Origin of the sequence: Chloracidobacterium sp. (assembly GCA_016716305.1) — a bacterium.
GTDB lineage: Bacteria > Acidobacteriota > Blastocatellia > Pyrinomonadales > Pyrinomonadaceae > OLB17.
The window spans coordinates 1,806,615-1,828,219 of the sequence record JADJWP010000002.1; the positions used below are offsets into that span (position 1 = coordinate 1,806,615).

Genomic DNA, 21,605 nt, shown 5'->3' on the forward strand with positions numbered 1-21,605 from the left:
TTACCATTGACATTTATGCTCAAGCGCTACATGCACAAACGCGAACGTCATTTCGCGATGCTCAACGACAATCGAGTGGTCCGCCCATTTGAGTGGGGAACGGAGTTCATCGAAGAATTTGTTGAGGGCGGCGAACCGGCGGCGATGTTTCGTGAGCATACCAGGCACGTACTGGCTGACAGCGACAAGTATTTTGCGGCACCGATGCCGGATGAATTCACCTTGGAACGCCGTTTATATCCCTCGGCGGCCTCGATCAACGCCGCCGATCTTAAGACCGCCGTGGTGCAGACCGAGGTTCCGGTGCTCACCTGGCGAAGCACCGTTGCGACGCCGTCGGCCGAGAACAACACGGCGGTCGCGACATATTTTCCGCACGCCAATAAACGATCGGCGGTCGTCATTCTGCCCCATTGGAACGCAAAGGCCGGGACCTATTTTGACCTTGCCAAATTCTTCAATAAGGTAGGGCTCTCGGCCCTGAGGCTCACTTTGCCCTACCACGAAGAGCGGATGCCGCCGGAACTCGAACGTGCGGATCACCTTGTTGCTCCTAATGTCGGCCGCTCGCTGCAGTCGATCAGGCAATCGGTAGCCGACACGCGCGCGGCGATAATGTGGCTAAAAGGCCGGGGTTACGAAAAGATCGGTGTTGTCGGCACGAGCATCGGTTCATGCGTTGCGTTCCTGGCTTTTGTCCACGACCGTAATATCGACGCTGCGGTCTTCAACCATGTTTCGGGATATATGGCTGACGTCGTCTGGCACGGCCTTTCGACCTATCACGTCCGAAACAGCTTTGGCGACAATCTTGAGCTCGATGAGCTCCGGGAATATTGGCTGCCGGTCTCGCCGATGGCGTACATGGAAAAGCTGGCGGCTCAGCCGTGGCGTCCGCAGCGATACATTTATACGCTCTACGACCTGAGCTTCCCCGTCGACCTCTCGCGTGACGTGATGCGCGAGCTGACGCGGCACAACATCAAGCACAGCAAGGCATCGATCCCCTGCGGACATTACACTCTTGGCGAAAAACCCTGGGTCTATCTCGACGGCTACAAGATAATCCGCTTTCTTCATAAACATCTGCGTTAGCGATCGTCTGCCACGTGCGATCAAATGATCACGACCGCTCTGAAAGTCAGAACCGGATATCCCTGCCATACGCTCGATATGATAATGAGACCATCGCTGTCGCTGACGCGACACCGGCTTTATCGCATCGAGCCCCAGGTCGCGCGTTGCCGGGCGAACAACGGGTCCTGATCTGACCCGAAAGAACGCGTTCGGGTGCAAACAATTCATGGTCAAATGCCCGTTTCTTGTCTGGAAATGGCGACTTCTCGCGTGGAAATGCCAATTTCTAGCGTGGAAACGCCGGTTTCTTGCGTAGAAATGCCGGTTTCTTGCGAAGAAATGCCGGTTTCTCGCGTTGAAATGCCGGTTTCTCGCGTTGAAATGCCGGTTTCTTGCGTTGAAATGCCGGTTTCTCGCGTTGAAATGCCGGTTTCTTGCGTTGAAATGCCGGCCATTCCCCGGCAGCCCGCGTATCCTTACCGACCAAAACGGTGCCACCATCTCCGGCCGCGACTTCATGCCCTACGGCGAAGAGATCGCCCGCACCGCCTACGGCTCCGGCATTGATCGTCAATGGCCAATGGAGCTGTATGTAGGGCAAAGGAGCGAGGTCTCTTTTGTTTCGTTTCAGCGCGCGCGGCCCGTATGTTTCCATGAAACACATGAAACAAGCGAGCCAAAGATCGGTGCACGCTCCGGAAATTGAATTTTGCAAGGGTGTTTTGTCCGCCGCCATTGTTGGAACCGTCATGACCCTATTTTCGAATATCTGTAGCGTGATCGGAACTGCAGTTTGCACGATATGCACGGTTTGACACAGAAAGAAAGCAGAAGGAAAAGCGCTCGATCCGGCAAAACTGCGATATTTTGCTTGAGTCCCAGAAACCGGCGAAACAACCGTCTTCGCGTATGATGCTTCAAACAGGCTGGTTGCCGAGTATTCAACCGTCGTCGAACCGACCGCAACCGCCAAAACCAGCTATTTGACAACCGACCACCTCGGCAGCCCAAGGATCACGACCGACCAGTTCGGCGGTGAAATACCCTCGACGGAGCCGCCCTCGCCCATACCCGACTGGATCCCAATGGGCAACGGGGGATCGAAATGTTTATTCCAACCAACGCTACCAGTGGTGTTATTGGGTACTCGTCGATTGAAATTAGAGATTTCTCTGGAAACGTAATCAACGTTGTTCCCGGCAGACTAGGATATTCGACCCCGATGTCGGTTAGGATAAATACCAGAGGGCCATTCTTGCGGCGTATCCCGGCCTCGAATTCTATGAATGACCGGCTCGGCGAGTTCGGGCGCTTTGCTGCAGGTCGACTGCGGTCGCGTGTCACGCAGTTGTTGCATGAAATTGGGCATTTGGTCTTTAGGAATAGGAGCGTGTTTCCATTACATTCATCGCCCAATACTACTAATGAACATGTTGCGTGGGACCGTGTTTTGAGGCTGGACGGATCTGATGCCGACCTTAGTGACGTTAATACAGATTTAGTTCTCGAAGCTTGCAGGGATCAAATCAATCAATTAAGGCAATAAGTTATAAAAGCTGATATGCCTAAGGAGGTTTGGGACATGTCCATAAAAGTGCTCGCATTGGTAGTTTTGCTCCTGATAGCCTCGACAGCATCGTTGGGACAACGCTTGCTCATCGTTACGGGCAATGTTGTAGATGAGAATGGGACACCGATCGCTGGAGCCAATGTGTGTCTTCGAGGGGAGTTCGATGCGATCGAAGTTTATACGACCGGAGACGATGGATTTTTTCGAGTCATTCGTAATGTAAAGGACTCGACTGACGTATTTCTTTTCATCGAGGGCCCGCAACCTGCCGGATACTGGGTTCCGGAGACAACTACTTACTGGAGTCTCGGAAAATTGCCGGAGCACAAAGGCACGCTTTTGCACCGGACAGATTCAGGAATTGTTCGTATCGGTAACGTGAAACCCAACATTGCCTTTAGAGGTGTTCGAATTGACCTTTCGAAGATCCTTGGGCCGAATTTTGTTCTTTCGTCTAACCCTCTTCCCCAATTGAGAATGGATATATATCGTGGAGAGACTGTGCTTGCATCCGATTTTTCGGTTCCAACGGACGCTATAAATGAGGGGGTCGTGCAGATTTCTCTACCCAATGTAGAACTTGAACTCGTATTCACAATCATTGAGAACGATAAATCGCGAAAGGCAAGAATTAAAGTCCGGTAATCAGATTTTCCCGAAATCCGTTCAATGCGCTTCTGCATTGTTTTTTTTCAATCGGTCGTATGATAACGGGATGGAGGAGAAGCGGACGCAGAGGATATTGAAGGAGATCGAGCCTGAGGAATGGGACTGGGAACAGCAGCCGGCGAAGTATTACATCCGCTCGACCGTGCTGGGCGGAGCTGTGGTCACGGACGTATACGACATCGGCACAAAGAAGCGGACCTACGTCAGGGCGGGCGGCGAGGAGATCGCCCGCACCGCCTAAAACGCTGGATCCGATCGCAGCTCTACACGAAGTGATTCACGTCGCTGCTCGTGCAAGTGATATAGAATTATCGAAAGCTGTAAGAGACTTGGGCACAAAAGTTATTGGAACGGGATGGAAAAACCGAAATCGATTATCCGACAGACGAAGATAACAGCAAACGAGCGTATAGCGGTTATTGGGGCCAGGCACTAATTAATCATTGTTCGGAAACGGCGTCACATAGAAAGCCTACAACAACACGAAGATAAAAATGATCAAAATCAGATAGGGGTGAGTTTTATGTACTTAAAGATGGTTTTGCCTTTGATGGTAATAGCATGTTGCCAGTCAAATATATGGAATGATATTGTCCCGCTAAAATCGACGCGAGCGGATGTCGAGAAAATACTTGGGAAGCCGATGCGTCATAGCATCGCTAAACATGCGGCAGGGTATAAAACCGAAAATGAAAGGGTTCATGTTGTATATTCAACCGGACTTTGTAATGTCAATTCTGAACACGGGTGGGATATTCCAGAGATGACGGTGATAAGTGTGGGCGTAACTCCAAAGGTGCTGCCGAAATTCACTGATCTCCAGATTGACAAGAATAAATTTGAGAAGCGGCCGGACCCTGACGCTATAGATACTTTCTTTTACACAAATGAGACTGACGGAATTAGCTTGACGGTCGATGAAAAAGATGAATTTGTACTGGATATCCGGTATTTCCCTGAAGCTAAATATAACCATCTCAGATGTAAAGCAAAACAGGAGAAGTGATCTAAGTCAGGCGTGCAAAATTGCGATTTTCTGCCAGCATTTCGCGGCTACGATGCTGACGGCCGGCAGGTATCGGGCGACACCGGCCTCAAATACTCCTCCGGCCCCGCGGACAAACGCGAACTTTCCTGCTTTCATCCAATCGGTGCTAAACTTCTCTCCGTTCGCCGATGGTTTCTTTGACCGAAAAACATTCAGATGCGATCGACGATGCGGTTCATCGTCTGATCTCGCGTGCCTCCGATTCCCGCGGTCTTTCGGCGGCTGATATCCGTCCGCGGATCGTCGCATCGCTCGAAAAATACATCGCCAGATCGGAATCCGGAACCGAACGGCCCGACATCGTCGCATTTGTCGACGAGATCAGGCCCGACGATCTGTTCCTGGTCGCCGCCTGCGAACGCGGTGATGAAAGGGCATGGGAAGACCTGGTCGCAAATTTTGATTCGACGGTCAGATCGGCGGCCCGCAAAATGACCTCGAATGCAGAGGACGCCGAGGACCTCGCGAGTTCGATCTGGGCGGAGCTCTACGGCCTGAGGCAAGACGCCGAAGGCAACAAAAAGAGCAAGCTTGGCTATTACTCGGGCCGCGGCTCGCTCGCCGGATGGCTTCGGGCTGTAGTATCACAGCTTGCGGTCGACGAGTTTCGAAAACAGGCGAAGTTCGTCCAGATCGAGGAGAATCGAGAATTTGAGAACCTGGCCGAATCGGCGTCGAACAACTCGAACAACGAACAGGTTCTCCATCATGCCGATGACCCCGAACAACTACTGACCGAAAAGCGAATGTCGGCCGATGTCTCGGCGGCTTTGCAGGATGCGATGGCCGGTCTGGAAGCCGAAGACAAGGTGATCCTTAAGCTCTATTATTTCGACGAACTCAAGCTCAAAGAGATCGGTGCGGCATTTGGTTATCATGAAGCTACGGCGAGCAGGAAACTTGTCCGCATTCAGGCCGAAATACGGAGATCGGTCGAAAGAAGCCTGAAGAAAGAGCATGGATGGTCAGACGGCGAGGTGAAAAAGCACCTTTCGGAAACCGCCGAAAGCCTCGGTATCAGCCTCGAAAAGATGATCGCCGTATTTGTGCTGATGATGGTGCTGCAAGATTTCTATTGGTGAGGCGTTCACTAAATGAGGCAAGTTTTCGCCGAGGACGTGAATTTGCGGTGAATCTTGCGAAAAATGGTGTTTTGATCGAAACGATCGCGTTTTTGGGTCATCGCACCGAGATCGAGAAGATGGAACAGGATTTCGACAAAGTAATAGACGCGTTGCTGAGGAGTTCGCCGGAGAAAAAGGGCGTTCTCGTCGGCGACCGTCCGTCCGCGCATCTTTCTGCGGACGAGATCTCGCTGTTCGTCGAAAACGCCTTGCCCAAAGATGTTCGGCAGGGTCAATTGATCCATTTCGCCGAATGCGATCGCTGCCGGGCGGTGCTCGCGAACGCTATCCGTCTTTCTGATGACCAAGCCTTCGAAGCCGGGTCGCCAACGGTCGACGCGCGGCCTGTTATCGACGCGCCGTGGTACCGACGGCTTTTCGCTATGCCGAACCTTGCTTACGCAATGGGCGGCCTCGTATTACTTTTCAGCGGTTTCATCGGATACACGTTGATTCAGAATACCGGCAGCGACACGGCGATGCTTTCTGATCAGGCTGAGAGCAGGGCGGCCGAGCCGGCACCCGCGGCCGCCGACGAACCTTACGTTTTTATGGATAGCGCGGCGAATGCTGCCACGAACACGAGCAGCGCAGCGGCAAATTCGGCGATCGTCCCAGGCAGTCCGTTCGTACCCAACGGCAACGATGCCCGGACGGCATCGGCATCCAATTCGGCCGCGACGCTCGATGTTGCCCGTTCGCGTGATGAGGCAGACCTAATGATGGCAAAGCCTGCAGCGGCGGCTCCTGCCGATGCGGGCCCGACGGGCTTGAACAAAGCGGAAGCCGAGAGCAAGGTCAATGCCAAAAGAGAGATGAACGAACTTCCCACCGTTGCGAGGCAAACCCAAGAGTCCCTGCCTCCACCGCCTCCGCCGGCAAAGTCGCTGCCCGTTCCAAAAGACGATGCCGCGGGCGAGCGAAGCAAGGCTTCGGATGCCGCGAAAATGAAAAGCGTCGGCCGGCTTTCGACCGACACTGCACGCAGGCAGATAAGCGGCAAGACTTTCGAACGCCGCGACGGTACGTGGTACGACTCGGCGTACACGGGCCAGCCTTTGACCGACGTTCGCCGCGGCACCGACGATTACCGCAAACTCGACAGTGGGCTCCGCAGAACGGCCGACGATCTCGGCGGTACGGTCGTGATAGTCTGGAAAGCGAAGGCGTACCGCATTCAGTGACCGGCCCGGCCCGATAATTAACTGACTCAAGCAAAGACGATCGATGTAGAATAGTGCGATGCGTCCAATTTCGGGATTCTTGCTGATTTGCCTCTGTGCCGTCGTTTCGTTCGCCCAGCCGGCGTGGAACAAAGCGCTCGATTCGACGATAGGGTTTTATCAGACGACGGATTTCGGAATAGTCCTGGCCGCGACCGAAAGGAGTCTATACGCTCTAGACGCGCAGACCGGCGAACAGCTCTGGCGGCGATCGACCGGCAAGATCAACGAGACCGCTCTGACACCCATTCCGGGAACAGACCTTGTCCTTTTCTCACGTGACCTCGGCGACCGCTCACGGCTTGAGGCCGTAGACGTGATCACCGGCCGGCCGATCTGGCAAACCGAGAAATTCAAAGGCGATGTGCTGCAGCTTGCGGCCGACCCTGAAAGCGACCTTCTGGCGGTCGTGATGGTCAAGGACCCGCGCGGCGATCACGGCAGCGAGGTAAAACGCGAGCCGGTCGTCCGGATGCTGCGTTTTTCCACCGGCGACGAGATCTGGAAAGAAACGCTCCGAAGCGACGTCGAAATGATGCCGTCGCGTTTCGGCGAGAATCTGGGTGAGGTCGGGTTCACGCTCGACAATTACCGGGCACCGCTCCTTATCGACGGCATTCTCTATTTGTTCTACGAGGGAGCGACCAGCTTCGACGCACGAACCGGCGAAGAGATCGAACGCGAGACGTTCAATGTAAACGAAAATGGCCTGGCCCTGACCGAGGCCGATCCGGTCTTTGACGACGATCATCTTTTCATTTCGGGCCGCGGCCGCATCCGAGCGGTAGAGAGACGAACCGGAAAGGTCAGGTGGAAGGCCGACGACCTCGGCAACGCATCGGAGATGGCCGTTTTCGGTGGAGTGCTTTACGTCCGGACAGGCGGACAGTTCACTCGGCTCCGCAACGGCGAGATCGTTACCAAAGGGCCTTTCGGCATTTCGGCGATCGACACTAAAAACGGCAAGACGCTTTGGCGATATAAAGGAGCGGACAAAGGGCTGACGAACTTCGTGTTCGCTGACGACAGAACCATCGTGATCGCCGACGGGGACGAACTGATCTCGATCAACGCCGCAAACGGCAAGCGGATCGCGAAATTTGACCACAAGGTCGAAAAGGCACAGTTCGTGCTGGTCAACGAGAGCGGGCAGACCGTTATCGGCGGCATCGGCGAACTTGCCGCATTCTCCGGCAAACAGGAACGATGGCGTGTCAAACACAAAGCACCCGGACGCGGAATACTCCGGACGATCGGCGGTATCGCACTGCGGGCCGCGGCATTGTACTTTCGATACGGCGGCATTGCGACATCGGCGATCGGTCTGGCTCGCGGCGGCGTCCGGCTTTTTTCGGCGGCGCGATCGATCCGCTGGTCCGGCCTTCGAACGCGATTCGCTTCGTTCGACCTTACGACACTTGCCGCAGCAGCAGCTCGCGATGCGGCGCTCAGCCGGGTCTACTCATTCGGATCGCTGGCGACGCTGCCTGACGCCGCACGCAGGCTCGGCGGTCTGCAGGTCGTAACGCCGTCAGCGATCCGTTCGCAGCTGTCGCGCGGGGCCGCCGGGCGGGTCTTGCCATCGACCGGAGAGGTCCGCGAGAATGTGTTCGACAGGCTCGATCCGGCGCGATATGCAGAGCGATTGTCGAATTATCTGCTGCGGCGGAAGCGCCTTGCCGAGCTTCGCGGAAGCCATATGTATTTTTACACCGATCTGCCGTGGCCAAACCGGCAAAAGGGTCTGGTGGGTGTGAATGTGCATAGCGGTATCGACGCGCGAACCATCCTCGTCTCAGACCCCGACGATCGCTTTACATTTGACGAAACAAGCGGCCTGCTCTATTCCGCGAACGGCAACAGGCTGCAGGGCTTTGCAATGATCAGCCGTTGACAAGGATCGCGTTGAGGTCCTTGGCGAATTTCTCCGGCTCTTCCCAATTCGGTGAGTGGCCTGAGTTAGGATAGACAACGAACTTCACATTCGGCAGCCCTTTGATCAACGGCTCCTGTTCGGCTCGCGAAAAAATGGTCTCCTTTTCGCCCCAGATGATCGTGACAGGCATCTTTAAATTATCAAGCTCCGGTTTGTAATCGCGAGCCGCAAGTCCGGCAAGGGCCTTTTTCCACACATTCGCAGGCAGTTTCAAAGTGGCATCCACCACTCCGTCAAAGAAATCTTTTGGCAAGGAAGGTGATGACGTGCCGACCTGGAAATCACGGGCAAATTCGTGCGGCACCGGATCTGACAATTCGTTGACTGCACTAAGAAGCTCTTTGATCACGGCGTTGCTCGGTGTCGATGTTGTACCTACGAGGACGAGACGGTCGACCTTTTCCGGATGGTCGAGCGCGGTCTGCATCGCGACGAAGCTTCCCATCGAGTGGCCAACGACCGTGGCTGACCGTACTCCGACAGCCTCCAGGAAAGCTGCTGCATCTGCAGCGAAATCGCTCATCTCATAACCACTTTCCGGTTTGTCGGAATCGCCATGTCCACGCTGATCGATGGCAAGGATGCGAAATTTCTTATCAAGCAACGGTATCACCCGGCTGAATGAGAATGACGAATCGGTGTAACCGTGGATCAGCAGGACGGCCGGCCCTCTCGGGTCGCCGGCCTCCACATAATTCATCGAGATACCGGTCTTCAGCTTGATACGTTTTGTTCGCACATCACTGACGGTTTTCCCTGACGGGCGGAATGCATCGGCCGAAAGCTGAATATCAGAGTTTTTCCAAGCATCACGGAATTCGATCCGGACGAGTGCCGCCGACGATTCCTTTCCCTGCCGCGAGAGCGATTCGGCAAGCCCGAACAGCGCGCGGCCGTTACGCGGGTTCCGGTCTATCTCTTCGCGAAACGCCTTCTCGGCCTCGGGGTATTGCCCGTCCATCATCAGGGCCCTCCCCAGCCATTCGCGGATCGGCAGGTCCCAATCCGGCGGTTCGGCATAGTTTACCTTTGCCTCAGACGCGGCTGCCTGACGCAGCATATTTATCGCCGCCTTGCGATCACCTTTTGCGAGGGCGATCTCACCCGCGAGGAGTTCATCGGCAACCTTCAACGCAACGCTTACCGGCGTCGTGAAAAGCATCGCGGAGGCCGGGATCTTCTTTGCCGTTTCGCGCAATGCCGCAAGTTCCCGTTCCGCCTCGGCCGCCTTGCCGGTCTCGGCTAGCGCGATCCCGCGAGCCATGTGCCAGTGTGCCGCTGTCGTCAGCATTTCCGGATCCGGCTTCGGGTATTTCATTATCTCGTCCCACTTGTGAAAGCGCGTCAGCGTGATGATCGGGTAAGGCATGAACATCTCAAGCATCGGCATTGCCTTTACGTTGGGGCCGACGTTGGCCGCAAGCTCGTTGGCCGCCTTGATCGAACCGGCATAATTGCCCGCTTCGGCCTGCGCGGCGGCAAGCATGTGGATGTTGTGGTTGTAGTACATCAACGGGTAGATGCCGCTTGCGCCGCTTCGCTCGATGTAGTTGCGGTCGGCGACTATCGCCAACTCATTGCTCTTTACAGCCTTTTGATGGTCGCCGGTGAGCAGGTAGATGTGCGACGGCATATGAACCAGGTGGCCGGCATTCGGAGCAAGGCCCATCAATCTGTTGGCAGCCGCTGTGCCGCGTTCAGGGTTTGGCGATGCCTCGATGGCGTGAATGTAATAGTGATTCGCCCCGGTGTGATTGGGGTTCCGCCTGAGGACACCCTCAAGGACCTTGATGATCTCAAGAGTCCCGTCTGCCGGTCTGCCGTCCAGTGTCCAAAGCTGCCACGGACGCAGATTCATCATGCTTTCGGCGTAGAGCGTTGCGGCGTCGAGGTCATCCGGATAGTTCTTTACAAGTTCAGCCATCGCCGCCTTGTAAGCGGCGGCCAGCGTTGCAGGCGGCGTATTCGGATCGGACGAATATCGTTTTGAAAGCGCGGCGATATAGTCCTGTTCCGCTTTTGAAGCTTTCGGAGCGAGTTTGATCGCCTGCTGCAGTTCTACGTAGGCTCGTGCGAACCTATCGGTGTTTCCCGGATCGTTATAATTCGCACCGAGGCCAAGAGCCATTCCCCAATATGCCATCGCCATTTCGGGATCCAGCTCGGCCGCACGGCGGAACGAGGCAACTCCTTCGTCATGGTTAAAGGCGTATAGATAAGCGAGTCCCTGGTCGAAGAACTTTTGCGCTTCGGCACTCTTCGTTGTGACCGGATGATGAACATCACCAAGACCGTTATCAAGCCATACCGTCCTGGGCCGCGGCGGATTCTGCGTACCGTGCCCATGCTGGCCAAAAACCGAAACGGCTGCCGCTAGATAGAACATCAGAACTATGGTTTTCATAATTATTCTCCTTCGCGCCCTCGCGGTCGGGTAAATGCGGATCGGCGCGTTTCTCTACAATTGAAAGACGCGCTCGCCTGGCGGAATAGGACATTCTAATTGGCTCGGAAGTTTATCACAGCAGAGAATTATGTCAACGAATTTTCGACAGGCATTGCCATTTCCGCTTGATAGCCTTACATTTGATTCGATCCCTATTTTCCGGTTCGGCCCTTATGAAAAAGATATCTGTTTCAGCTGCAGTCCTTCTCTTCTCATTCACGGTTCTTTTAGCCCAGAGACCGGCGCCTCCGCGGCAGCCTGTAGACGCCGCGATACAAAAGATGCTCAAAGAGGTCTCGGCGAAGAACATCGAAACGAGTATCCGCAAACTGGTCTCGTTCGGGACACGCAACACGCTCTCAGAACAGAACAATCCAACGCGCGGTATCGGAGCGGCCCGCGATTGGATCTTCGCCGAGTTCGAGAAGATCAGTAAAGATTGCGGCGGTTGCCTCACGGTTGAAAAACAGGCGTTCGAACAGCCAAAGGCAAATCGGATCCCTGAACCAACGATACTTACTAACTTGGTGGCAACGTTGAAAGGCACCACCGACCCGACGCGTATCTACGTAGTTTCCGGACATTACGATTCGATGTGCTCATCTCCGACCGACGGAAAATGCGACGCGCCCGGTGCAAACGACGATGCCTCGGGAACGGCGGCGGTCATTGAACTCGCTCGCGTGATGTCGAAGCAAAAATTCGATGCAACAATAGTTTTCATGGCGGTCGCGGGCGAAGAGCAGGGCCTTCTTGGAGCTGCCTATTTTGCCGAACAGGCAAAGCAGAAGCAGATGAATATCGAAGCGATGTTCACGAACGACATTGTCGGTGGCGTTACGACCCAAAAGAATTCGGCAAACCGAAAACGGCTTCGGGTTTTTGCAGAAGGGGTGCCGTCGAATGAGAATGAACGCGAAGCGGCGACACGCCGAAGCGTTGGCGGCGAGAACGATTCGCCCGCGCGTCAGCTCGGCCGTTACGTCAAAGAGCAGACGTCGAGATACATGAAGGATTTCAGCGCATGGGTCATCTATCGCCGGGATCGGTATGGACGCGGCGGCGACCACATACCTTTTCTCGAACGCGGTTTTGCCGCGGTCCGTTTCACCGAACCGGACGAGGATTACACGCATCAGCATCAGAACGTCCGAACGGAGAACGGAACGTTTTATGGCGATACGCCTGAGTTCGTCGATTTCGGATACGTCGCCGACGCGACCCGCGTTAATCTGATCACTCTCGCCTCGATCGCCAACGCACCTGCAAAGCCTAAGAACGTTGGCATCGTCACAGGACGCCTGACCAACGACACCGAGTTGAAGTGGGACGCGAACACCGATGCCGACATTGCCGGGTATGAGATCGCATGGCGCGAAACATCGGCACCCGATTGGACAAACTTTACGCCGGTTGGCAACGTGACCTCCTATGTCGTAAAAGGTATGTCAAAAGACAATTACTTCTTTGGTTTACGAGCGGTCGACCGAGCCGGCAATCGGAGCCCCGTGGTCTATCCGCGGCCGGTTCGTTAGCAAAGCGATTTTTTTTCGGTTCCTTCAGCAAAAAACTTGGCTTCGATACGTCCTCGCGTTGAAGTGTTGAAAACCAGCGTTTGGCTCATTAGTTAACACCGGGTCGTTCAACGAGCTGATCCGTCGCTGTTAAGGTCCGCATCCTTTCGAGTCGCTCTCGATTATCTCAGAGAGTTGTGAGTATGTTCGTGGACGGTAAAATTGGCCGGTACAAGATCGTAAGCAAGATCGGTTCGGGCGGAATGGGCGAGGTATATCTTGCTGAGGACAGCAAACTCGACCGCAAGATCGCCCTTAAGATACTGCCGGCCGATGTTGCGTCCGATTCTGAGAGGATGCATCGGTTCGTCCACGAGGCAAAGTCCGCTTCCGCCTTAAATCACCCTAACATCATAACGATCTACGAAATAAACGATGAACAGGACGTTCCGTTCATCGCGATGGAGTATGTGACCGGCGAGACGCTTGCAAAAGCGCTGAGGGGCGGACGCCCGATCGAACTCAAACGAGGTCTCGATATCGCTGCTCAGGTTGCCGGTGCACTCGGAGCCGCGCATGAGGCCGGTGTCGTTCACCGCGACATAAAGCCCGACAACATAATCGTCCGGCCTGACGGGCTGGTCAAAGTTCTCGACTTCGGCCTCGCGAAATTGACCGAGAATGACGGCCTCTCCGACCCCGAGGCGGAGACGATCGCCCATCGAACGAACCCTGGGATGATACTCGGAACGGCATCTTTCATGTCGCCGGAGCAGGCGCGTGGAAAGGAGATAGACGGACGCTCGGATATCTTCAGTTACGGAACGCTTCTTTATCACATGCTGACCGGCCGCCTCCCTTTTGTAGGTGAGAACTATATCGACGTCATCGCTTCAATACTTCACAACGAACCGCCGCCATTCAGCGCTACGGTCACCGGCATTCCCTCGAGTATCGAAACGCTGGTCAGAAAATGTCTGCGGAAGAATCGCGATGAGAGATTCCAGACCGTGAAAGAGTTACTCGCTGATCTTAAGGACATCCGGCAGGAACTCGAACTGGATGTGCGGTCAGGCCAACGGGTTTCACTGGTCAGCAGCAACCTTTTAGTGCAGCCGACTGACGACGGCCTGCAGGCGCCATTTTCGACCGATGGCCACACTCCGCTGAATACCAGTTCGATAAGCCAGATCCTGATGGCTGAGGCACGACTTCATCCGGTTCGCGTAGTTTTGGGGGCGGTCTTGTTTCTGGCCGTCGTCGCCGGTTTCGGCGTTGGCATCAGCAGGCTGACCTCTACGTCGATCGCAACGGCCGCCTTCCAGAACATGCGGTTCGCCAAGATCACTTCGACCGGAAATGTCGTGACCGAGCAGATCGCGATATCGCCTGACGGCAAGTTCGTCGTTTATGTCGCTTACGAAGACGGCAAACAGAGCATTTGGGTAAAACAGGCCGAGGCACCGAGCAGCATTCAGACGGTTCCGCCGTCGGATGTCGATTATCGCGGCCTGTCGATCTCACGTGATGCGAACCACGTATATTACATTGCAAGGGTCGCCAGCGGCGAGACGACGCTGTACAAGATGCCGGTCCTCGGCGGCGTACCTCGAAAGTTGTTTAGTGACATCATCGGGCCGGTCTCGTTTTCCGCTGACGGAAAGCAGATAAGTTTCGTCCGCGACGAGACCAAGTTGATGGTTGCAAATATTGATGGAACCGGAGTTCGCCAGTTGACCGACGGCCCGAACGCGGTCCGGTTCCTTAATTCGACCTGGTCGCCCGATTCGTCAAAGATCATGGCTTCGGTCTATTCGCCGATCGACAATCTTTGCCGGCTGATCGAGGTCTCGGTGGCCGACGGTGCCGTAAAGCCGATGCGTGGCCCGGACTGGATCAGGATCAGCGGACTTGCATGGCTTCCGACCGGTGAAGGCGTCGTACTCACCGGACGCGACCTTGAAACGCAGCTTTCCCAGGTTTGGTTCGTCTCGTATCCCGACGGAGAATCGCGGCGGATAACGAACGACCTGGGGAATTACCTCGGGCTTAGCCTGTCGTTCGACGGTCAGGCGATCGCAAGCGTTCAACAAAACCGGATAACGAATATCTGGACAACGACACAGAAGGCCGGCTATCACAGCGAACGCGTAACCGCGAATGTTGGCCGTGATGAAGGCATGTCGGGCGTCGCCTGGATGCCTGACGGACGAATAGCTCATACGGTCAGAGCAACCGCACTTCAAGACATTTGGATATCTGATCGCAATGGAAGTCAGCAGTTGACGTTCAATGCTAGGGCCAATTTCTCGCCGGCCGTATCGCGCGACGGAAAAGCGATCGCGTTCGTCTCGACGCGCGCAGGCGGGCCCGATATCTGGAAAATGGATTCGAACGGTGAGAACCAGGTGTCCCTTACAAATCAGGAAGGGATCGAAGGTGAGCCCGAGTTTACGCCGGACGGGAAATGGGTCATTTATCAGCTTACGGATCTCGGAAACAGATCTTCGATTTGGAAGGTAAGCGTTGACGGCGGCGACCCGATCCCTCTGATAAAGGACGAGTGCGCCCGGCCCGAGATATCGCCCGACGGCCAGACGATAGCCTGCATGTACGGCGAACCTCGTTCCGGCATCAGCACACAAATGGCATTATATCCGATATCCGGCGGCGCGTTTCAGCGCATCATCAACCTTCCTCACGTTATGCGCTCGAGGGTCTTTCGATGGTCGGGTGACGGAAAGTCGATCCTGTACATCGACGGCCGCAACCGCATCGACAACATCTGGAGTCAACCGATAGCCGGCGGTGAACCGCGACAGTTGACGTTTTTCGAATCGAATCGGATCTACCGCTTCGATGTTTCGCCGTCAAATGGTGATCTTGTGCTTTCGCGTGGCAGCGAATCGTCTGATGCGGTGATGGTGACGAATATCAACTGACCTTCGCCTTGCGATTTGACGCGGCCCGCCGCATATGCGACCAATATACTGTTTCAAAAATATAGTCAGGGGGAACCGCTCGTGGAAGAACTTCATGAAATGACCGGCTGCACCGGCAGACAATGCGAATACAGCATTGAAGGGACCAGCATCAATTGTCAGAACGGCAGCGGAGGTTGTTTTACCGCAAAGATGCTCGTCGCAAAGCCGTCCGATTTTCACGATGCGCCGTTGGTTGACGCTTCGGCTCAGATCAATAAGATTCTCGACAACATCAAACCCGATCCGCATGGTCGTAAGCTGTCATTTCTTGCCACCAACATGGGAGCGATGCTCGCATGGGTCAGACACGACGTGGTGCCATCGCCCGGCGGTGTGACCTCCGCCGATTCGGATGAAGAGATCGCTGAGGCACTTGGCGTCACGCCCTAGTGGGTCAGCCGACAATTTATCGACGCTCTTGCCGGGCCTTTTGAGGAGCAAGCGAAATTCAGGAAGGGCTTGCGAAATGACCCGGGCCATCCTGAACATAGACGCTGTCGCACCTTTATCTCCTATCAGAACTTTTTTGCAGCGGATGTCCATTTCAATGGCCCCGGATCGTCTAGTCAGTGAAAGCACCGAGATGCTTAATTGAACTGACGAAAAAAAGGAGAATAAAAATGCCAGATTTCATGATGTTGCTGCACGAAGAGCCCGCCGATTATTCGCAGTTTTCTGCCGAACAGATACAGGCCGTTATCCGCGAATATGTTGCGTGGTCGCAGAAGCTCGAAGCAGAAGGAAAATTGGTCGGCGGACAAAAATTGAAAGACGACGGGGGTAAGCACCTTCGCGGCTGGAACGGCGATTTTCGCGTTACTGACGGTCCGTTCACGGAGACCAAAGAGGTAATTGGAGGCTATTTTGCGATCTCGGCGTCCGACTATGACGAGGCTGCGGCGATCGCATCGAGCTGTCCCCATTTGAAGTTCGGCGGCCGCATAGAGCTTCGTGAGATCGAACCGACGGCCTGATATGCAGACCGCCGAATCGAGTGTCTCGAATTCATTGGACCATCTGTTCCGGCATCACGCCGGGCAGATGGTTTCTGTTTTATGCCGTATGTTTGGGCTCACAAATCTTGAGATCGTCGAGGATGCCGTACAGGAGGCAATGGTCGTCGCCCTAAAGCGCTGGCCCTACAGCGGGATGCCCGAGAATCAACGCGCATGGCTCACCCAGGTAGCAAAGAACAAGGTAATCGACCGCCTGCGCTTTTCGGCTCGCGAATTTTCGGCCGATGAATTGGCAGAAACGCTTGTTTCAGGCATAGAGCCGAACCGCGAAACGTTCGCCGGCGAGCTCGGTGAGGACGAATTGCGAATGATCTTTGCCTGTTGTGATCCGGCAAACACCCCTGATAGCCAGGTGGCCTTGACTCTCAAAACCGTCGGCGGCTTCAGCGTATCAGAGATCGCACGAGCCTTTCTCAGCGGCGAGGAAGCCGTGGCAAAGATGCTCGCACGTGCGAAAAAACGACTTGCCCGATCCGGAACGCGCTTCGAGATCCCGGGTCCTGACGATCTCGAACCAAGGCTCGATGCGGCGCTCAAGGTGCTTTACCTCATGTTCAACGAGGGTTATACAGCTTCGTCCGGCGATGATCTTGTCCGCAAAGACCTTTGTTTCGAGGCTATACGACTTTGCGGGCTGCTTGCTTCTCACCCGGTCACTGGGCAGCCCAAGGTTCACGCGTTACTTTCTCTATTCTTGTTCCAAGCCGCGCGCCTGTCGACACGAAGCGATCATTCCGGCGACTTGCTGCTCCTTTCTGAGCAGGACAGAGATCAGTGGGACACGGCGATGCTTGCCCGGGCAGCCGCTGAATTGAAGCGATCGGCAGTCGGCGACTTGCTGTCCGATTATCATCTCGAGGCCGAGATCGCCGCACACCATTCGTTGGCGCCCGATCTCGAATCGACGAACTGGGAACGCATCCTTTCGTGTTACGACATACTTCAAAGCCGCCGCTTCTCTATCGTTGCCGAACTAAACCGGATCGTCGTCGTTGAACGTCTTAAAGGGCCTGTCGACGCGATGAAAGAGCTTGACGGGCTTGAAGCGACTCACCCGTCTGATGGCCTGAATCTCTTCCACATAACAAAAGCCCATTTACTTGCGGCGATCGGCGAAACCGAGCGATCGCGGGATCATTTCGCGAAAGCGATCGAGACGACGACAAATCAACCGATCAGGCGTTTTCTCGAAAAGCGCCTCGGATCGCTCCATAACGAACGCCGCGAAACCGCCTGAGATGAAGCTCTAAGCGGAAAAGCATCGGCCGGAACGCATTTATTTGCCGGCTGAAATGTGCTAAACATTTAGTTTGCATTTTTCGGTTCCCCGATCGATCAAGGACGTATTTTTAATGAAGCTTTTTGTTCGCCTATCTGCCGGCTTATTTTTCGCCGTCGTTTTCCTACTCTCTAACAACTCTCCGGATGCACGGGCTCGTTCAGCAGCGTTCGTTTCGCCGCACATCGTCATCAGCCAGTTTCAGACCGGTGGAAGCACTAATGTCAACGACGAATTCGTCGAGCTTTTCAACCGTGGCGTCGATCCGATCGACCTCAACGGTTACAGGCTCGTATACCGCTCGGCCTCAGGCTCGAACGACGTAGCAAATCCTCTGGCATCATGGAAAACGACGACCATCATCCCGCCGGGCGGATATTACCTTATCGCAGCCACTTCTTACGACGGGCCGACGCCGCCGGACGCCGATTATAATCCTTCATTACTTCAGGTCTCGATGGGTGGAACCGGCGGGGGTTTGGCGATTCGCCTCGGGCCCAATAATACGGGAGCGATCATCGATTCGGTCGGCTGGGGAACGGCGACGAACATCTTTGTCGAGGGAACGGCCACAGCAGCTCCGGCCGTAAACAACAGTCAGGTGCGACTGACCGGCGGTTGTCAGGATACCGACAGCAATTCGAGTGATTTTCAATCGCAGATCCCGGCCGCTCCTCGAAATTCAGCATCGGCGCCGGCTCCGTGCTCGGGCGGGGGAACAACGCTTTTTGCGGCGATAAGTGCGAATCCTAACATCGTTTCACCGGGCGGCAACACGCTCCTTACCGTCACCGTCATCCCGGCGACGACACCGCCGAGCACCGGCATTTCCGTCGTCGGCGACCTCTCTCAGATCGGCGGGGCCAGCACGCAGGCGTTCTTTGACAACGGTACGAACGGCGACCAAACGCCCGGCGACAACGTCTTTTCATTTCTCGCGACCGTTCCGCCCGAGAGCGTCGGCGGTATTCGGGCCGTAACCGCCGTTGCCTCAGACGCGCAGGCCAGAACGGTAAACGTAAACCAGAATATTACCGTCAACGCGCCGCTGCCGGGCGAAGATCCGCTGATATTCGGTAACCCGAGCAACGCCACCCCTGATATTTCGAATGAGAACAATTATCTGATGCTTAAGCCTCAGTATTCCCTTTCGTACAACCGTTCCAAAGCGACGCCGAACTGGGTTGCGTGGCGGCTGGACAGCACTTGGGTCGGCACGACGCCGCGGCAGGATGATTACCGGCCCGATCCGGCTCTGCCCGCTGGCTGGTATCAGGTCCTCGATACAGATTACTCGGGCTCGGGTTACGACCGCGGCCACATGTGTCCGTCGGGTGACCGGACGAATTCCGTCCCGAACAACTCCGCGACCTTCCTGATGACCAATTTCGTGCCCCAGCTGAGCGCGAACAATCAGGGCCCGTGGGAGGAATTCGAGTCGTATTGCCGAACGCTCGCCGCACAGGGCAAAGAGATCTACATCTTTACCGGGCCGTCGGGCAACGCCGGTACTATTGCTCAGGGCCGGATCGTCGTTCCCTCGGTAACGTGGAAGGTGGTTCTGGTTCTTCAGAACGGTACCGACGACCTTGCTAGAGTTAATAAGTCGACACGCGTGTTTGGCATCGTCGTCCCTAACCAGGGCCCGCTCGATATCAATGCCCCGTGGCGCAATTTTCGGGTAACGGTCGATTCGGTCGAGCTGCTCACAGGTTTTGACTTCTTTACTCAGGTGCCAAAAAACACACAGGAGATCATGGAACGCCGCCGGGATAGAGAATGATGCACACATATCGCCCGCAGAAGCTTACAAACCGTGTCGCCTTTGCCGCGGTACTTCTTTTGCTTTCGCTCAACGTTGCTGCCTTCGCTCAGCGCGACCTGGCGATCGCGGCGATACAGGGCGATAAGGACCTTTCGCCATACGACGGCCAGGCCGTCAGGATCACTGGCGTCGTCACCGCCCGGATTCGGACCGGATTTTTCGTCCAGACACCTGATGATAAGGCCGACGCCGATCCGAATACCTCGGAAGGGATCTTCGTTTTCACGCGAACCGACCCGCCGACCGAAGCCTTGGTCGGCAATCTTGTATCGGTAACCGGCAAGGTCGAAGAATTTCGGCGTAATAACGAACCGAACAGCCTGACGATCACCGAGCTCGCCTTTCAGGCCGATCGTGACCAGGTTCGCGTCATTTCGACCGGCTACGAACTGCCGAAACCGATCGTGCTCAAGACGGATGACTTCAAGCCGAACACCATCGATCAGCTCGAAAGGTACGAAGGAATGCGTGTCCAGGCGAATGAACTGATCGTCATTTCGCCGACCGACGGGCAGGTCGATGTAAAGAACACACGCTCGGAATCGAACGGGACCTTTTATGGCGTGCTGAAAGGAATTAAACGGCCGTTCCGCGAACCAGGACTCGAAATTGCCGAGTATTTGTTCATTGACGAAAAGGCCCGCGCAAAATTCAAGTCCGAATTCCCAAAGCTGCCGTTTTTTGACATGAATCCTGAAAGGCTGCGGATCGAATCGTCGTCTCAAACGGGAGCAAGGCCGATCAATGTGACCGTCAGCACCGAACTTAGCGGGATAACGGGCGTCATGCACTACGCATTTCGCACGAATACGCTTATCGTAGACGCAGATAACCGGCCGAAGCTTTCCGGCACCATCAAGCCGAATCCGCTTCCTGTGCCGAAACCGGGACAATTTTCGGTCGCGGGGATGAACATCGAGAATTTCTTCGATGACCAGGATGACCCGGCATTTCGTGAAGATGTGGTCGCGCCCGAGGCCTTTCAACGAAGGCTGAACAAGATCTCGATCGCCATCCGCGATGTGATGAAGCAGCCCGATGTGATCGGGATCGTCGAGGCCGAGGGCATCTATGCAATATCTAAGCTCGCTGAGAAGATCAATGCCGACTCAGTTGCCGCGGGCCTGCCAGATCCGAAATACGCTGCATACCTGTTTGAAGGCAACGACGGCCGCGGCATCGACAATGGATTTCTCGTCAAGACCTCCCGAGTTACGATCCTGGACAATAAACAGTTTGGCAAAGCCGAAAAATACAAGCATCCGGGAACCGGTGAAGAGGTGTTCGTGAACGACCGGCCGCCCCACATGCTAACCGTCGCGATCAACGACGCCGCTCAGCGGCCATTTCAGTTCACGATCGTCGTCAACCATATGAAGTCGTATTCCGGTTACAACGATCCGCGCCAGCAGGACAACGTCAGGCTGAAGAAAAAGCTACAGGCCGAATTTCTTGCCAAGTGGGTGAACGAAAGACAGCGCGCGGGCGAAAAGGTGATCCTTGTCGGCGACTTTAATTCTTACGAGTTCAGCGATGGGATACTCGACATGATCGGGACTATAAAGGGTGCTCCGGCGGCGAAAGATGCGGTGTTCAATGCCTCGCCCGACCTGGTAGAGCCCGACCTGATCAACCTGGTCGATCTGATCGACGTCAAGCAGCGATATTCATACACGTTCGACGGCAATGCCCAGACGCTCGACCACATTCTGATAACTCAGTCGCTGCGAAGCCACGTCAACGGGTTTGGGTTTGCCCGCGTCAACGCGGATTTTCCCGAGGCGTTCCGAGCGGACGGTTTACGGCCCGAGCGCTTTTCTGACCACGATCCCGCGGTGGCTTACTTTTCTTTTCAAGGCACAACCGGCAAATAGGATCTGAAGGGGGGACGTAT

Annotated in this window: 17 protein-coding genes; 14 read left to right on the forward strand and 3 right to left on the reverse strand. The window is 55.2% G+C overall.

Annotated features, from left to right (window positions below; translation table 11 throughout):
- Nucleotides 1-15: 15 nt before the first annotated feature.
- On the forward strand, nucleotides 16-1,095 hold the full coding sequence (locus IPM28_10050) for an abhydrolase domain-containing 18 (GenBank protein ID MBK9173330.1): 1,080 nt from the start codon (nucleotides 16-18) through the stop codon (nucleotides 1,093-1,095).
- A 46-nt stretch (nucleotides 1,096-1,141) separates the two neighbouring features.
- Here IPM28_10050 and IPM28_10055 read toward each other — a convergent pair whose 3' ends face one another.
- Both IPM28_10055 and IPM28_10060 read right to left on the reverse strand, forming a co-directional pair.
- Nucleotides 1,142-1,360: a hypothetical protein gene (locus tag IPM28_10055; GenBank protein ID MBK9173331.1), complete on the reverse strand. Its 219-nt coding sequence runs from the start codon at nucleotides 1,358-1,360 to the stop codon at nucleotides 1,142-1,144.
- 3 nt (nucleotides 1,361-1,363) lie between these two features.
- A complete protein-coding gene (locus tag IPM28_10060) occupies nucleotides 1,364-1,732 on the reverse strand; it encodes a hypothetical protein (protein ID MBK9173332.1) in 369 nt (122 codons plus the stop codon).
- A 927-nt stretch (nucleotides 1,733-2,659) separates the two neighbouring features.
- On the opposite strand from IPM28_10060, the gene IPM28_10065 reads away from it, so the two are divergent.
- The 6 genes from IPM28_10065 (at nucleotide 2,660) to IPM28_10090 (ending at nucleotide 8,605) form a co-directional block, all read left to right on the forward strand.
- Nucleotides 2,660-3,292 carry a carboxypeptidase regulatory-like domain-containing protein gene (locus IPM28_10065; GenBank protein MBK9173333.1) on the forward strand — a complete coding sequence of 211 codons (633 nt, stop codon included), beginning with the start codon at nucleotides 2,660-2,662 and terminating at the stop codon, nucleotides 3,290-3,292.
- A gap of 70 nt (nucleotides 3,293-3,362) precedes the next feature.
- Entirely contained in the window at nucleotides 3,363-3,557 is a 195-nt protein-coding gene (locus IPM28_10070; GenBank protein ID MBK9173334.1) for a hypothetical protein, read from the forward strand.
- A 282-nt stretch (nucleotides 3,558-3,839) separates the two neighbouring features.
- Nucleotides 3,840-4,322 carry a hypothetical protein gene (locus IPM28_10075; GenBank protein MBK9173335.1) on the forward strand — a complete coding sequence of 161 codons (483 nt, stop codon included), beginning with the start codon at nucleotides 3,840-3,842 and terminating at the stop codon, nucleotides 4,320-4,322.
- Nucleotides 4,323-4,501: 179 nt separating this feature from the next.
- Entirely contained in the window at nucleotides 4,502-5,446 is a 945-nt protein-coding gene (locus tag IPM28_10080; GenBank protein MBK9173336.1) for a sigma-70 family RNA polymerase sigma factor, read from the forward strand.
- Entirely contained in the window at nucleotides 5,443-6,672 is a 1,230-nt protein-coding gene (locus tag IPM28_10085; protein MBK9173337.1) for a hypothetical protein, read from the forward strand. The genes IPM28_10080 and IPM28_10085 overlap by 4 nt, the downstream gene beginning before the upstream one ends.
- A 58-nt stretch (nucleotides 6,673-6,730) precedes the next feature.
- The gene (locus IPM28_10090) at nucleotides 6,731-8,605 is read left to right on the forward strand and encodes a PQQ-binding-like beta-propeller repeat protein (protein MBK9173338.1); all 1,875 of its coding nucleotides are present in this window, start codon (nucleotides 6,731-6,733) and stop codon (nucleotides 8,603-8,605) included.
- On the opposite strand, the gene IPM28_10095 is transcribed toward IPM28_10090, so the two are convergent.
- Complete coding sequence (locus tag IPM28_10095; GenBank protein ID MBK9173339.1) at nucleotides 8,595-11,051, reverse strand: alpha/beta fold hydrolase; 2,457 nt, start codon at nucleotides 11,049-11,051, stop codon at nucleotides 8,595-8,597. The genes IPM28_10090 and IPM28_10095 overlap by 11 nt on opposite strands.
- 215 nt (nucleotides 11,052-11,266) lie before the next feature.
- Here IPM28_10095 and IPM28_10100 point away from each other — a divergent pair, with 215 nt between their 5' ends.
- The 7 genes from IPM28_10100 (at nucleotide 11,267) to IPM28_10130 (ending at nucleotide 21,585) form a co-directional block, all read left to right on the forward strand.
- Nucleotides 11,267-12,628 carry a M28 family metallopeptidase gene (locus IPM28_10100; GenBank protein MBK9173340.1) on the forward strand — a complete coding sequence of 454 codons (1,362 nt, stop codon included), beginning with the start codon at nucleotides 11,267-11,269 and terminating at the stop codon, nucleotides 12,626-12,628.
- Between the two features lie 188 nt (nucleotides 12,629-12,816).
- Nucleotides 12,817-15,549: a protein kinase gene (locus tag IPM28_10105; protein MBK9173341.1), complete on the forward strand. Its 2,733-nt coding sequence runs from the start codon at nucleotides 12,817-12,819 to the stop codon at nucleotides 15,547-15,549.
- Between the two features lie 81 nt (nucleotides 15,550-15,630).
- The gene (locus IPM28_10110; protein ID MBK9173342.1) at nucleotides 15,631-15,981 is read left to right on the forward strand and encodes a hypothetical protein; all 351 of its coding nucleotides are present in this window, start codon (nucleotides 15,631-15,633) and stop codon (nucleotides 15,979-15,981) included.
- Between the two features lie 230 nt (nucleotides 15,982-16,211).
- The gene (locus IPM28_10115; GenBank protein MBK9173343.1) at nucleotides 16,212-16,565 is read left to right on the forward strand and encodes a transcription initiation protein; all 354 of its coding nucleotides are present in this window, start codon (nucleotides 16,212-16,214) and stop codon (nucleotides 16,563-16,565) included.
- Between the two features lies 1 nt (nucleotide 16,566).
- A complete protein-coding gene (locus IPM28_10120; GenBank protein ID MBK9173344.1) occupies nucleotides 16,567-17,844 on the forward strand; it encodes a sigma-70 family RNA polymerase sigma factor in 1,278 nt (425 codons plus the stop codon).
- Nucleotides 17,845-17,959: 115 nt separating this feature from the next.
- Nucleotides 17,960-19,669: a DNA/RNA non-specific endonuclease gene (locus IPM28_10125; GenBank protein ID MBK9173345.1), complete on the forward strand. Its 1,710-nt coding sequence runs from the start codon at nucleotides 17,960-17,962 to the stop codon at nucleotides 19,667-19,669.
- Nucleotides 19,669-21,585 (forward strand): hypothetical protein, encoded by a 1,917-nt coding sequence (locus tag IPM28_10130; protein ID MBK9173346.1) that lies wholly within the window; start codon nucleotides 19,669-19,671, stop codon nucleotides 21,583-21,585. Before IPM28_10125 ends, IPM28_10130 begins: the two co-directional genes overlap by 1 nt.
- Nucleotides 21,586-21,605 lie beyond the last annotated feature (20 nt).